The sequence below is a fragment of the Pseudomonas parakoreensis genome, from assembly GCF_021602155.1.
GTDB lineage: Bacteria > Pseudomonadota > Gammaproteobacteria > Pseudomonadales > Pseudomonadaceae > Aquipseudomonas > Aquipseudomonas parakoreensis.
The window spans coordinates 231,253-244,498 of sequence record NZ_BQHY01000009.1 but is presented as its reverse complement, the minus strand read 5'-3'; the positions used below and the strand labels follow the sequence as shown (position 1 = coordinate 244,498).

Below are 13,246 nucleotides of genomic sequence, written 5' to 3'. Positions count from 1 at the left end.
CTCGACAAAATGTTGCGCGTGAACAAGCTGGATGAAACACAGTCTGTTCTGCATCGAATATTTATTTGCCGGGGCGCCCTTATGGCGCGTCGCTACCGTGAGATAGCCGTCCTCCATGTTTGGTTCCAACGACGACAAGAAGACCCCAGCTGCGGCTGGCGAGAAGAAAAGCCTGTTCGGATGGCTGCGTAAGAAACCGCAGGAACCCGTCGTCGAACAGCCGCCCGCGATTCCTGAACCGGCTCCGACGCCAGCGCCTGCCATAGAAGAAGAGTCGGCGCCGATCGTGCTGCCGATTGCCGAGCCGGTGCTGCAACCGGTTGAGCCAGAGCCGCAACCTGAAACCCCGGCGGCGGCCGAGTTGCCCCTGACCCCGGCGGCCGAGCCGTGGCTGACCTTGCCGGTGGCGGAAGAGCCGGTGGCGTTGGTCGAAGAGGCATCGCCGCATGTGACGCCGCCGATTCCGGCGCCCGCCGCGTTCGTCCCTGAAGTCGCTCCGGCGCCAGTGGTTGAGCCGGTTGTCGAGCCGGCACCGGTTGTTCCCGAACCCGTGGCCCCGGTGGTCGTCGCCCCTGTTGCGCCGGTCGTTCAGCAGCCTGCACCTGCACCGGTCGTCGCTGCTCCGGTGGTGCCGGTAGACGTGGTTGCTGAAACGCCAGTGGAAGCCCCGCGCAGCGAAGAAACCAAAGTCGGCTTTTTCGCCCGCCTCAAGCAAGGCCTGTCGAAAACCAGCGCCAGCATCGGCGAGGGCATGGCCAGCCTGTTTCTCGGCCGTAAAACCATTGATGACGATTTGCTCGATGAGCTGGAAACCCGTCTGCTGACCGCCGACGTCGGTGTCGAAGCCACCACGCAGATCATCCAGCGCTTGACCCAGAAGGTCGCCCGCAAAGAACTGGCCGACGCCGACGCGCTGTACAAGTCGCTGCAGGCCGAGCTGGCGGCGATGCTGAAACCGGTCGAACAGCCGCTGAAAATCGCCTCGCAGACCAAGCCGTTCGTGATTCTGGTGGTGGGCGTCAACGGCGCCGGCAAGACCACCACCATCGGCAAGCTGGCGAAGAAGCTGCAGCTGGAAGGCAAGAAAGTCATGCTTGCCGCCGGTGATACCTTCCGCGCCGCTGCCGTTGAGCAGTTGCAGGTCTGGGGCGAGCGCAACAAGATCCCGGTGATCGCCCAGCACACCGGTGCCGACTCCGCGTCGGTGATCTTCGACGCCGTGCAGGCCGCCAAGGCCCGTGGCATTGACGTGCTGATCGCCGACACCGCCGGTCGTCTGCACACCAAAGACAACCTGATGGAAGAGTTGAAGAAAGTTCGCCGGGTGATCGGCAAGCTCGACGCCGACGCGCCGCACGAAGTGTTGCTGGTGCTCGACGCTGGCACCGGTCAGAACGCCATCAACCAGGCCAAGCAATTCAACCAGACCGTCGAACTGACCGGCCTGGCGCTGACCAAGCTCGACGGCACCGCCAAGGGCGGGGTGATTTTCGCCCTGGCCAAGCAGTTTGGCCTGCCGATTCGCTACATCGGTGTCGGTGAAGGCATCGACGATCTGCGTACCTTTGAAGCCGAACCCTTTGTCCAGGCACTGTTTGCCGAGCGGGAGCGTTCATGATTCGTTTCGAACAGGTCGGTAAACGCTACCCGAACGGTCACGTCGGCTTGCATGAGCTGAGCTTTCGAGTCCGTCGTGGCGAGTTTCTGTTTGTCACCGGTCACTCCGGTGCCGGTAAATCCACACTGTTGCGCCTGCTGCTGGCGATGGAGCGTCCGACCAGCGGCAAACTGCTGCTGGCCGGGCAAGACCTGAGCACCATCAGCAATGCGCAGATTCCGTTCCTGCGCCGGCAGATCGGCGTGGTGTTCCAGAATCACCAGTTGCTGTTCGATCGCACGGTGTTCAACAACGTCGCGCTGCCGCTGCAGATTCTCGGGCTGTCCAAGGCCGAGATCGCCAAGCGCGTCGATTCGGCGCTGGAGCGCGTGGCGCTGTCGGATAAAACCGATCTGTACCCCGGCGACCTGTCCACTGGTCAGCAACAGCGCGTCGGCATTGCCCGCGCCATCGTTCACCGTCCGGCGCTGCTGCTGGCGGACGAACCGACCGGTAACCTCGACCCGCGCCTGGCGGCCGAGATCATGGGCGTGTTCGAAGATATCAACCGACTGGGCACCAGCGTGCTGATCGCCAGTCACGACCTGGCCCTGATTGCGCGCATGCGGCACCGCATGCTGACCCTGCAGCGCGGCCGCTTGATTGGCGACGGGGAGGCCGGCGTATGAGTGCGACACGCAGTCCGAAGGTTTCCGAACGCGTGGCCCCGAAAGCCGCCGATCCGCAGCCGCCAAAGAAGAAAAAACACGACGATGACGACGGCCCGGACTTTTCCACGCTGTTGCGCTCGTGGATCGAAAGTCACCGTGCCAGCCTGCTCGACAGCCTGCGTCGCCTTGGCAAGCAGCCGATCGGCAGCTTCTTCACCTGCATGGTGATGGCCGTGGCGCTGAGCTTGCCGATGGGGCTGTCGCTGCTGATCAATAACGTCGAGCGTCTCGGCGGTTCGTGGCAGCGGGCGGCGCAGATTTCGCTGTATCTGCAACTGGATGCCACGCCCGCGCAGGGCGAATCGTTGCGCGAGCAGATCAAAGGCATGCCCGGCGTTGCTGATGCCGAATATGTCGGCCGTGACCAGGCGCTGGAAGAGTTTCAACAGCAGTCCGGTCTGGGCGAAGCCCTGCGCGAGCTGCCGGAGAACCCGCTGCCGGGCGTGGTGCTGGTGACCCCGAACGAGGTCGACAAGCCGACCCTGGAAGCATTAAGACAAAAACTTTCCGAGCTGCCCAAGGTACAACAGGCGCAACTTGATCTAGTCTGGGTCGAGCGTCTGGCTGCGATCCTCAAGCTCGGTGACCGTTTTGTCTTCGGTCTGACGGTGCTTCTGGTTTCTGCATTACTTTTGGTGATAGGCAATACCATTCGTCTTCATATTGAAAACCGCCGCACAGAGATAGAAGTGATTAAACTCGTCGGCGGCACTGACAGCTATGTGCGTCGTCCCTTCCTTTATATGGGCGCGTTGTATGGCTTCGGTGCGGGTGTTCTGTCCTGGGGTGTGCTGGCGTTTGGCCTGAACTGGCTGAACGACGCGGTGGTTGGACTGGCCGGCTTGTACGGCAGTGATTTCGCGCTGGCCGGAGTGCCAGTTGCCGACGGTCTGTCGCTCTTGCTTGGCGCGGTGCTGTTGGGTTATATCGGTGCATGGATTGCAGTCGCACGTCATCTCAGGGAGCTGGCGCCGAAGTAGAATCTTTTTTGCGCGTGATTGACCTTGCGGTTTTTTTGGGAACTTGTACTTGAATTCCCGGTCAATTTTTCGCAGTGCCGAGAGGCACGAGTATGTAAGTGGGAGGTTTTTTCGCATGACCAATTCTTTGCAACCTGCGTACGCGTTGGTTCCGGGTGCGAACCTGGAAGCCTATGTGCACACCGTCAACAGCATTCCATTGCTGACGCCGGAGCAGGAGCGTGAACTGGCCGAGAGTCTCTACTATGAGCAGGATCTGGGGGCGGCTCGGCAGATGGTGCTCGCCCACCTGCGATTTGTCGTACACATTGCCCGTAGCTATTCCGGCTACGGTCTGGCTCAGGCTGACCTGATCCAGGAAGGCAACGTCGGGCTGATGAAGGCGGTAAAACGCTTCAACCCGGAAATGGGTGTGCGTCTGGTGTCGTTCGCCGTGCACTGGATCAAGGCGGAAATTCACGAGTTCATCCTGCGCAACTGGCGCATTGTGAAAGTCGCGACCACCAAGGCCCAGCGCAAGCTGTTCTTCAACCTGCGCAGCCAGAAGAAGCGTCTTGCATGGCTGAACAACGAGGAAGTCCACCGTGTGGCGGAAAGCCTCGGCGTCGAACCGCGTGAAGTGCGCGAGATGGAAAGTCGCCTGACCGGCCATGACATGGCCTTCGACCCGGCTGCAGAAGCTGACGACGACAGTGCTTTCCAGTCGCCGGCCAACTACCTGGAAGACCACCGGTACGATCCGGCGCGTCAACTGGAAGATGCCGACTGGAGCGACAACTCCAACCACAACCTGCACGAAGCGCTGGAAGTGCTGGATGAACGTAGCCGCGACATCCTCTACCAGCGCTGGCTGGCAGAGGAGAAAGCCACGCTGCACGACCTGGCGCAGAAGTACAACGTATCGGCCGAGCGGATCCGTCAGCTCGAGAAGAGCGCGATGAACAAGCTCAAGTTGTCGATCGCCGCGTAACCGGCGCTCAGGCAAACAAAAACGCCCCGATCAGCGATGATCGGGGCGTTTTTTTATGCGCATATGTCAGGGCGGCATTAATCCCTGTGGGAGCTGGCTTGCCAGCGATGGCGTCGGGTCAGTCATGTAGATGGTGGCTGAACTACCGCTATCGCGGGCAAGCCCGCTCCCACAGGGATTTTCAGTGTCTATAAGAACAGTGAGGGCTATCGCGCCCAAGGCGCCCGGCGCGAATCATCCAGCCCCAGCAAATAACTGGTCCCGCCCAACTGGCTCATCTGCTGCCGAATCCACCCGGCCCGGCGCGATACATAAGCCGTCGGATGGCTCGCACTCCACACTCGCGGGTTGGGCAGTACTGCTGCCAGATAACTTGCCTGCTGACGCGACAGTGACTTGGCGCTCACGCCGAAGTGATGGCGTGCCGCCGCTTCGGCACCAAACACTCCGTCATCCCACTCGACGCTGTTGAGATAAACCTCAAGAATCCGCTGTTTGGGCCAGAACACTTCGATCAATGCGGTAAACCAGGCCTCCAGGCCTTTGCGCAGATAGCTGCGCCCCGACCACAGGAACAGGTTCTTCGACACTTGCTGGCTCAGGGTGCTGGCGCCGCGAATCGAACCGCCCAATTCGTTGTGGGCCAATGCCGCCTGGATCGCGCCGAAGTCAAAGCCCCAGTGCTCGGGAAACTTCTGGTCTTCGCCGGCCATGACCGCGACCTTGAGATCGTCGGAGATCTCGTCCCACGGTTTCCAGGTGCGCTGCAGGTCAATCGGCTCGCCGTCGACCCAGGATTCAACCTTGCGCTCGACCATCAGCGCCGTGCCCGGCGGCGGCACGAAGCGAAACAGCAACACCAGCAATACACTGCCGCCCGCGAACCAGAGCAGGGCCTTCGTGAGACGACGCAAAAGTGAACGCAGCATAGAGATGGCTTGGCCGAACCGATGGAGCGGGCCATTATACAGACCCTGCCGAACGAGTCTGACTGGAGTTCCACATGCTGCGTGGCTTTCTGATGCTGGCCGCTTTCTTTGGTTTCACCGGTGTGGGCCTTGGCGCCTTCGCCGCCCATGGCCTGAAAAACCGCCTGACCCCCGAGTATCTGGCGATTTTCCACACTGGCGTGACCTATCAGCTGGTGCACGCTTTGGCGTTGTTTGGTGTTGCACTGTTGGCCTCGCAGATTCAGGGGCGTCTCGTCGCTTGGGCGGGGGCATCGTTCGCCGTCGGCATCCTGCTGTTCTCCGGCAGCCTGTATGTGCTGACCACCACCGGCATCAGCAAGCTCGGCATCATTACCCCGTTCGGCGGGCTGGCGTTTCTGGTCGGCTGGCTGTGCCTTGGGCTTGCCGCCTGGCGCCTGCAGTGAACCGCTTGACGCTTGGTGCTGACCTTTAGGTCATGATCGGGCTAGAATGCCACCCCCTAAAAATGATGGCGGCTTGGCGCATGCGCATTCAGTTGAACGGCGAATCCCTTGAACTGCCCGACGGTGAAACCGTTGCGGCCCTGATTGCCCGTATGGACCTGACCGGTCGCCGGGTGGCAGTCGAACTCAATCTGGATATCGTCCCGCGCAGTCAGCATGCCGACACCGTTCTCAATGACGGCGACCATGTTGAAGTGGTGCACGCCATCGGCGGCGGCTAGTCGCCCGACCCGCAAGGGCACAGAATTCTGCAAGACCCTCACCCCTAAAGAGGATTCCCCATGAGCATCGTTCGTAGCGACAAGCCTTTCGTCCTGGCCGGTCGTACTTACCAGTCGCGTTTGCTGGTCGGTACCGGCAAGTACCGTGACATGGAAGAAACCCGCCAGGCCATCGAAGCCTCGGGTGCCGAGATCGTCACCTTCGCCGTGCGCCGCACCAACCTGGGCCAGATCGAAGGCGAGCCGAACCTGCTCGATGTGCTGTCGCCGGAGCGCTACACCTTCCTGCCAAACACCGCCGGTTGCTACGACGCTATCGAAGCCGTGCGCACCTGCCGCCTGGCCCGTGAGCTGCTCGACGGCCACAACCTGGTGAAGCTGGAAGTGCTGGCCGATCAGAAAACCCTGTTCCCCAACGTGATCGAAACCCTCAAGGCCGCGGAAACGCTGGTCAAGGAGGGCTTCGACGTGATGGTGTACACCAGTGATGACCCGATCATCGCCCGGCAACTGGCGGAAATCGGCTGCATCGCGGTCATGCCGCTGGCCGGTCTGATCGGTTCCGGTCTGGGGATCTGCAACCCGTACAACCTGCAGATCATCCTCGAAGAAGCGAAAATTCCGGTACTGGTGGATGCCGGTGTCGGTACCGCTTCCGACGCCACCATCGCCATGGAACTGGGCTGTGACGCGGTGCTGATGAACTCGGCCATCGCCCATGCCCAGCAACCGGTGATGATGGCCCAAGCCATGCAACACGCGATCGTCGCGGGCCGTCTGGCCTACCTCGCCGGCCGCATGCCGAAAAAACTCTATGCCAGCGCCTCTTCGCCGCTGGATGGTCTGATCAAGTAAGAGCCATTGATGACTGAATCGAACGACACGCCTATCCAGACGGAAGAGGGCGACGAGCGCCAACACCGCCGCATCAAGAGCTTCGTGATGCGCGCCGGGCGCATGACCGAAGGCCAGCAACGTGGTCTGGACCAGGGCGCGCCGCTGTACGTGCTGCCGCTGGCCGACGCGCCGGTGGATTACGATCAGGTGTTCGGCCGTTCGGCGCCGCGCTCGCTGGAGATCGGTTTCGGCATGGGCCACTCGTTGCTGGAAATGGCCGCAGCGGCACCGGATCAGGACTTTATCGGTGTGGAAGTGCACCGTCCGGGTGTTGGCGCGCTGCTCAATGGCGTGCTGACTCAGGGCCTGACCAACCTGCGCGTCTACGATTGCGACGCGATCGAAGTGCTCAACCGCTGCATCGCCGACAACAGCCTCGATCGACTGATGCTGTTCTTCCCGGATCCATGGCACAAGAGCCGTCATCACAAGCGTCGCATCGTTCAGGCGTCTTTCGCCGAACTGGTGCGCAGCAAGCTGAAAGTCGGCGGCATCCTGCACATGGCCACCGACTGGGAACCGTACGCCGAGTACATGCTGGAAGTGATGAACGTCGCCCCGGGCTACCGCAACCTCGCCGAAGACGGCAAATGCGTACCGCGCCCGGCCGAACGCCCGATCACCAAGTTCGAACGCCGCGGCGAACGTCTTGGGCATGGCGTGTGGGATCTGAAGTTCGAGAAAATCTCCTGAGCATCACGCAATAAAAACTGTGGGAGCGAGCTTGCTCGCGAAAGCGGTCTGATATTCAACGATGAGGTTGAATGTTAAGACGTCTTCGCGAGCAGGCTCGCTCCCACATTTGTTTTAGGTTCACGGTGCAAGCGGTGTAGGAGCTGCGGCACGCTGCGATCTTTTGATCTTGATTTGAAGATCAAAAGATCGCAGCGTGCCGCAGCTCCTACAGTTGTTTTGGGGGTACTGAAAGATCAGCGGCGGTCGGCGACTACGCCTATCAACACCAGCACCACCAACAACACCGGCGCCAGGCTGTAGTTGTTGAACTGGCTCAGGCCCTTGACCACCCACGGTGTGGCGTAGATCAGTGCGGCGCCGCTGCCGATCACGCACAGCAGGGCCATCAATGGTACGCGCAGGGCGCCGGCGATGCTGCCCAGGCGTTGTTCGACCCAGCCTTTGAAGTCGGCGCCGAACAGCACCAGCAGGCAGCCCACCAGCGCCAGGGCGATTTCCGAGAGGTTGCTGCGGCTCCAGCGGGATACGGTGGCGAGCAGGTCGAGTATCAAATCCATGCGTTTTCCCTTGGGACTGAAGTCAGTTCAGAAATTGTTGCAGCAAGTCGTTGAGGAACAACTGTCCGCGCTCGGTGGCCGCCAGACGTGACGGTTCGACCTGCAACAGGCCACTTTGTTCTGCCGCGGCCCGGCCTTCTGCGAGGCTTTCCAGCGGCAGGCCGGTGCGCTCCGGATACAGGCGCGATTCGACGCCCGCGGTCAGGCGCAAAGCGTTCATCAGAAATTCGAACGGCATCTCGTCGTTGGTCAGCGCTTTTTCGCCAGCCTGGAAGTTTTTTGCCGGATTGAGATAGTCCTTCGGCAAACGCGTCTTCCAGGTGCGCATAATGCGCCCGTCCGGATGGCTGAGCTTGCCGTGGGCGCCAGCGCCGATGCCGATGAAGTCGCCGAAACTCCAGTAATTGAGGTTATGCCGCGCCGGACGCCCGGGCTGGGCATAGGCCGAGACCTCGTACTGCGCGTAACCGTGTGCGGCCAGCAGCGCTTGCCCGGCCTCCTGAATGTCCCACAGCGTGTCGTCTTCCGGCAGCACCGGCGGCTGGTTCCAGAATACCGTGTTCGGCTCCAGTGTCAGCTGATACCAGGAGATGTGCGTCGGTTTCAGTTCGATGGCCTGGCGCAGGTCGCTCAAGGCATCGTTCAGTGACTGATCGGGCAGGCCGTGCATCAGGTCGAGGTTGAAGTTGTCGAACCCGGCCTGGCGTGCCATGCCCGCCGCGCGCACCGCTTCGTCGCCGTTGTGGATACGGCCGAGGGCCTCGAGTTTCTGCTGCTGGAAGCTCTGGATGCCGATCGACAGGCGATTGATCCCCAGCTTGCGATACGCGACAAACTTCTCTTGCTCGAAGGTGCCGGGGTTGGCTTCCAGGGTGATCTCGATGTCGGGCGCAAACGGGATGCGCTGCTCGACGCCTTTGAGCAACCGTCCGAGGGCTTCGGCGCTGAACAGGCTCGGCGTGCCACCCCCGAAGAAGATCGAACTGATTTCACGGCCATACACCGCGTGCAGGTCCTGATCGAGGTCAGCCAGCAACGAGTCGACGTACTCTTCTTCCGGCAGTACCGGGCTGGCGGTGTGCGAGTTGAAGTCGCAATACGGGCATTTGCGCACACACCACGGAATGTGGATGTACAGCGCCAGCGGCGGCAGCGTCGGCAGCGGCGCCCGAGGCGAGGAGGCGGCGCCGCCGATGATCAGCGACGACGCGGGGTGGCTGTCGGTCATTTCAAACCCAGACGCTGGCGCAGCAGATCCATTGCACGGGCGCGGTGGCTGATCTGGTTTTTGTCGGCCGGGCTCAGTTCGGCGCTGGACACGTCACGTTCCGGCACCCAGAACAGCGGGTCGTAGCCGAAACCGTGCTCGCCGCTGGCGGCGGTCAGGATGCGTCCGTGCCACAGGCCTTCGCAGAGGATCGGTAGCGGATCATCGGCATGCCGCACCAGTGCCAGCACGCAGACGAACTGCGCACCGCGCTCGGCTTGTGGCACGTCTTTAAGCGCGTCGAGCAGTTTGGCGTTGTTCGCTGCATCGCCTTTGCCATCGGCATAACGCGCCGAGTAGATGCCTGGCGCGCCGCCGAGGAAATCCACCGCCAGACCCGAGTCATCAGCCAGTGCCGGCAGCCCGGAGATGCGCGCGGCATTGCGCGCCTTGAGGATCGCGTTCTCGACGAACGACAGACCGGTTTCTTCCGGTTCGACCTTGCTCCATTCGCCGATCGAGCGCAGTTGCACCGAGTCGCCGAGCATGGCCTGGAGTTCCTTGAGTTTGCCGGCGTTATGGCTGGCCAGTACGAGTTGCGTGAGGTTCATCATTCGCCGGGAAAGAGTTCTTGGTTGAAGTTGATGGTGTTGATCTTGTCGCCGTTCTGCACCTTGATTTCAAAGGTGCGGGTTTCCTGCTGCTCCACCGGGTACTGCGCGATGTAGTAGATCGCCCCCTGTTCGGTGACCTGGCGGAAGTTCAGCGGCACGCTCTGGCTGGTCAGGTCTTTGACCGTGCCAGTGACGTTGGCGATCAGCGGTTTGCCGTCCTTGATCACCGAGACGTTGATCACGCCCTGGTTCTTGCTGCGGATCAGCTCGGCTGCCTTGGCGATGTCGGGTGTCAGGAAGGTCGAGTTGAAGGTGTTGTAGTGCACGGTAATGTCACCGAACACTTCCTTGCGTTCGCCCTTGATGGCATCGGCGGCCACCGCCGACAGACTCAGGCAGGCGGCCAATAGCACAGTAATCAAGCGACCCATGATCGTTCTCCTCGAAATATCGTGGTTCAGACCGCGATCCGATGATCTGCGAGCACCGGGCTGCTGACGCGGTAGATACCAATCTCACCTAACAGATTAGGCCATAGCTTACTGGCCCACCCGTGGCGGTGCTGTTGATCCACGGCAAGCCGATCAATGACCTTCGCATCACGTTCGCGGCAAAGTTCTTCAAAGTCTTCGAAGGTGCAGAAGTGAATGTTCGGCGTGTTGTACCAGGTATACGGCAGAAACTCAGACACCGGCATCCGGCCCTTGCTTGCCAGGTACCAGCGGCAGCGCCAGTGACCGAAGTTGGGGAAGGTGATGATGCACTGACGACCGACCCGCAGCATTTCGTCGAGGATCTTGTCCGGGTAATGCACGGCTTGCAGGGCCTGGGTCATGACGACGATGTCGAAACTGTTGCTGGCGAAGTTGCCGAGCCCTTTGTCCAGATCCTGCTCGATGACGTTGATGCCCTTGGCCACGCACTCGGCGATGTTGTCGGCGTCGTTTTCCAGGCCATAACCGGTGACGTTCTTGTTGTCGCGCAGCCAGGTCAGCAGTTCGCCATCGCCGCAGCCGAGGTCGAGCACGCGGCTGCCGGCGGGGATCCATTCCTGGATGATTTCCAGATCAGCTCTCATGGCTTGTTCACACCGTAATTCGGTTCATGTAATTGCCGAACGCCTGCAGATAGCGCGGGATCGGAATCAGGAAGGCGTCGTGGCCCTGTGGCGCATCGATTTCCAGATAGCTCACGTCTTTGCGTGCCGCCATCAGCGCGTCCACCAGTTCCCGCGAGCGGGCCGGGGAGAAGCGCCAGTCGGTGGTGAATGACATCACGCAGAACTTGGCTGTGGCGTTTTCGAAAGTTTTCGCCAGGTTATCGTCGAAGTTCGCCGCCGGATCGAAGTAGTCCAGCGCCTTGGTCATCAACAAATAGGTGTTGGCATCGAAACGCCCGGAGAATTCTTCACCCTGATAGCGCAGATAGCTTTCGACCTGGAACTCGACGCTGTGGAAGTCGTAGTTGAGTTTTTCGCTCTTCAGGCCGCGACCGAATTTTTCGCCCATCGAGTCGTCGGACAGGTAGGTGATGTGCCCGACCATGCGCGCCAGCATCAGCCCGCGCTTGGGGATCACGCCGTGTTCCTGGAACGAACCACCGTGGAATTCCGGGTCGGTGAGGATCGCCTGACGCGCGACTTCGTTGAAGGCGATGTTCTGCGCCGACAGTTTGGGCGCTGAGGCGATAGCCAGGCAGTGACGCACGCGATCCGGGTAGGTGATCGTCCACTGCAAGGCCTGCATGCCGCCGAGGCTGCCACCGATCACGGCGGCGAACTGACGAATGCCGAGCCGGTCGGCCAGACGCGCCTGGCTGTGCACCCAGTCTTCCACGGTGAGCACCGGGAAGTCGGCGCCGAATGGCTTGCCGGTTTCCGGATTGATACTGCTCGGGCCGGTGGAGCCGTTGCAGCCGCCCAGATTGTTCAGGCTGACCACGAAGAACTTATTGGTGTCGATCGGTTTGCCCGGGCCGATGCAGCTGTCCCACCAGCCGGGCTTGCGGTCGTCGACGCTGTGATAGCCGGCGGCATGATGATGCCCGGACAAGGCGTGGCAGATCAGCACGGCGTTGCTCGCCTGCGCGTTCAGCGTGCCGTAGGTTTCGTAGATCAGGTCGTAGGCGGGCAGCGAACGGCCGCAGGCCAGAGCCAGAGGTTCACTGAAGTGCGCCGTTTGCGGCGTCACCAGACCAACAGAATCGGGGGGAAAGGCAGCTGGCATCGACCCTGCTCTCGTTGAAATGAGGCGTAAGTCTAAAGACCGGGGGGGTTAGCGGCAAGCAACGATAAGGCCTGATCGTTGATTGAGCGAAGTCCTTGTGGTGAGGGGATTTATCCCCGATGGCTGCGTAGCAGCTCTGTAATCTTTGGCCGTGCCGAAGGAATGGGGTGGGCAACAACCAGGGGGCCGCTGCGCGACCCATCGGGGATAAATCCCCTCACCACAGTGGATCAGGCTGGACGCGTCAGATCAGGCAATGCCGGCAGCTTCTTCGGCGCACGGATCTTCACCCGTTTCTGCCGGTTCAGCTCGCCACTGAGCAAACTGACCTGGCTCTTGGACACCCCGAAAGCCTTGGCCAGAAAGCCCATCAGATACGCATTGGCCTTACCCTCGACCGGCGGCGCGGTGAGGCGGATCTTCAGGCGGTCACCGTGCAGCCCGGCGAAATCATCGCTGCGGGCTGCCGGTTGCAGATGACATTCGAGGATCAAATCGTCCCCGTCCCAGCGAAACCAGCTCACATCAGCAGGCGCAGGATTTCCGGCATCATCGTCATCGCCGCCAGATTGTTGATCACCAGCATGTCGATCAGCTTCAGCGCGAGGAAGGCGAAGATCGGCGACAGATCCAGACCGCCGAGGTTCGGCAGGATACGGCGGAAAGGTGCCAGCGCCGGCTCGCAGATCTGGTTGACCAGTTCAGCGCCCGGGTTGTGGCTGCCTGGGGCGACCCACGACAGGATCACGCTGATGATCAGGGCGAAGAAGAAGATCTTCAGGAACAGCGCGGTCACGCCGATGATTGACCAGATGAACAGCTGCAGCGGGTTGCCGGTGGTGCCGTAGGTCAGCAGCAGGGTCAGGGCCATCAGGGCCAGTTGCACCAGAATTGCCAGCACCAGCGATGACATATCCAGGCCAAACAGGCTCGGGATGATCCGGCGCAGTGGCTTGAGCAGCGGCTGGGTGGCCTTGACCACGAACTGGCACAGCGGGTTGTAGAAATTCGCCCGCACCAGTTGCAGGACGAAGCGCAGCAGCACAATCAGCAGGTACAGGCTGCCGAGGGTTTGCAGCACGTAAACCGCTGCGGTGTTCAATCCAATCATGTAAG

Annotated in this window: 17 protein-coding genes; 8 read left to right on the top strand and 9 right to left on the bottom strand. The window is 61.2% G+C overall.

Annotation, left to right across the window (positions count from 1 at the left end):
- The first annotated feature begins 115 nt into the window (after positions 1-115).
- The 4 genes from ftsY to rpoH all read left to right on the top strand — a co-directional run bounded on the left by ftsY (position 116) and on the right by rpoH (position 4,278).
- Positions 116-1,618 (top strand): signal recognition particle-docking protein FtsY, encoded by a 1,503-nt coding sequence (gene ftsY / locus L6D63_RS16385; RefSeq protein WP_047297151.1) that lies wholly within the window; start codon positions 116-118, stop codon positions 1,616-1,618.
- Entirely contained in the window at positions 1,615-2,286 is a 672-nt protein-coding gene (gene ftsE, locus L6D63_RS16380) for a cell division ATP-binding protein FtsE (RefSeq protein WP_003229148.1), read from the top strand. The genes ftsY and ftsE overlap by 4 nt, the downstream gene beginning before the upstream one ends.
- Positions 2,283-3,308, top strand: coding sequence for a permease-like cell division protein FtsX (gene ftsX, locus L6D63_RS16375; protein WP_007964135.1), 1,026 nt, complete (start codon positions 2,283-2,285; stop codon positions 3,306-3,308). The genes ftsE and ftsX overlap by 4 nt, the downstream gene beginning before the upstream one ends.
- 115 nt (positions 3,309-3,423) lie before the next feature.
- Positions 3,424-4,278 carry an RNA polymerase sigma factor RpoH gene (gene rpoH, locus L6D63_RS16370; RefSeq protein ID WP_003229146.1) on the top strand — a complete coding sequence of 285 codons (855 nt, stop codon included), beginning with the start codon at positions 3,424-3,426 and terminating at the stop codon, positions 4,276-4,278.
- Positions 4,279-4,484: 206 nt separating this feature from the next.
- On the opposite strand, the gene mtgA is transcribed toward rpoH, so the two are convergent.
- Positions 4,485-5,207: a monofunctional biosynthetic peptidoglycan transglycosylase gene (gene mtgA, locus L6D63_RS16365; protein ID WP_047297150.1), complete on the bottom strand. Its 723-nt coding sequence runs from the start codon at positions 5,205-5,207 to the stop codon at positions 4,485-4,487.
- 74 nt (positions 5,208-5,281) lie between these two features.
- On the opposite strand from mtgA, the gene L6D63_RS16360 reads away from it, so the two are divergent.
- The 4 genes from L6D63_RS16360 to trmB all read left to right on the top strand — a co-directional run bounded on the left by L6D63_RS16360 (position 5,282) and on the right by trmB (position 7,524).
- A complete protein-coding gene (locus tag L6D63_RS16360; RefSeq protein WP_047297149.1) occupies positions 5,282-5,653 on the top strand; it encodes a DUF423 domain-containing protein in 372 nt (123 codons plus the stop codon).
- A gap of 80 nt (positions 5,654-5,733) precedes the next feature.
- The gene (gene thiS / locus L6D63_RS16355; protein WP_161794890.1) at positions 5,734-5,934 is read left to right on the top strand and encodes a sulfur carrier protein ThiS; all 201 of its coding nucleotides are present in this window, start codon (positions 5,734-5,736) and stop codon (positions 5,932-5,934) included.
- 60 nt (positions 5,935-5,994) lie between these two features.
- Complete coding sequence (locus tag L6D63_RS16350) at positions 5,995-6,789, top strand: thiazole synthase (RefSeq protein WP_039757540.1); 795 nt, start codon at positions 5,995-5,997, stop codon at positions 6,787-6,789.
- Positions 6,790-6,798: 9 nt separating this feature from the next.
- Positions 6,799-7,524 (top strand): tRNA (guanosine(46)-N7)-methyltransferase TrmB, encoded by a 726-nt coding sequence (trmB, locus tag L6D63_RS16345; protein ID WP_047297147.1) that lies wholly within the window; start codon positions 6,799-6,801, stop codon positions 7,522-7,524.
- A 236-nt stretch (positions 7,525-7,760) separates the two neighbouring features.
- On the opposite strand, the gene L6D63_RS16340 is transcribed toward trmB, so the two are convergent.
- The 8 genes from L6D63_RS16340 to L6D63_RS16305 form a co-directional block, all read right to left on the bottom strand.
- Positions 7,761-8,084, bottom strand: a complete 324-nt coding sequence (locus tag L6D63_RS16340; RefSeq protein WP_003229134.1) for a DUF3392 domain-containing protein — start codon at positions 8,082-8,084, stop codon at positions 7,761-7,763.
- Between the two features lie 22 nt (positions 8,085-8,106).
- Positions 8,107-9,312 (bottom strand): radical SAM family heme chaperone HemW, encoded by a 1,206-nt coding sequence (gene hemW, locus L6D63_RS16335; protein ID WP_131670622.1) that lies wholly within the window; start codon positions 9,310-9,312, stop codon positions 8,107-8,109.
- Positions 9,309-9,905, bottom strand: a complete 597-nt coding sequence (rdgB, locus tag L6D63_RS16330) for an RdgB/HAM1 family non-canonical purine NTP pyrophosphatase (RefSeq protein WP_041063545.1) — start codon at positions 9,903-9,905, stop codon at positions 9,309-9,311. The genes hemW and rdgB overlap by 4 nt, the downstream gene beginning before the upstream one ends.
- On the bottom strand, positions 9,902-10,336 hold the full coding sequence (locus tag L6D63_RS16325) for a DUF4426 domain-containing protein (protein WP_047297141.1): 435 nt from the start codon (positions 10,334-10,336) through the stop codon (positions 9,902-9,904). The genes rdgB and L6D63_RS16325 overlap by 4 nt, the downstream gene beginning before the upstream one ends.
- Positions 10,337-10,362: 26 nt before the next feature.
- Positions 10,363-10,983 carry a methionine biosynthesis protein MetW gene (metW, locus tag L6D63_RS16320; RefSeq protein ID WP_047297140.1) on the bottom strand — a complete coding sequence of 207 codons (621 nt, stop codon included), beginning with the start codon at positions 10,981-10,983 and terminating at the stop codon, positions 10,363-10,365.
- Positions 10,984-10,990: 7 nt separating this feature from the next.
- Positions 10,991-12,130, bottom strand: a complete 1,140-nt coding sequence (gene metX, locus L6D63_RS16315; protein WP_047297139.1) for a homoserine O-succinyltransferase MetX — start codon at positions 12,128-12,130, stop codon at positions 10,991-10,993.
- 230 nt (positions 12,131-12,360) lie between these two features.
- Positions 12,361-12,654, bottom strand: coding sequence for a DUF167 domain-containing protein (locus L6D63_RS16310; protein ID WP_047297138.1), 294 nt, complete (start codon positions 12,652-12,654; stop codon positions 12,361-12,363).
- Complete coding sequence (locus tag L6D63_RS16305; RefSeq protein ID WP_047297137.1) at positions 12,651-13,241, bottom strand: YggT family protein; 591 nt, start codon at positions 13,239-13,241, stop codon at positions 12,651-12,653. Before L6D63_RS16305 ends, L6D63_RS16310 begins: the two co-directional genes overlap by 4 nt.
- Between the last annotated feature and the right edge of the window lie 5 nt (positions 13,242-13,246).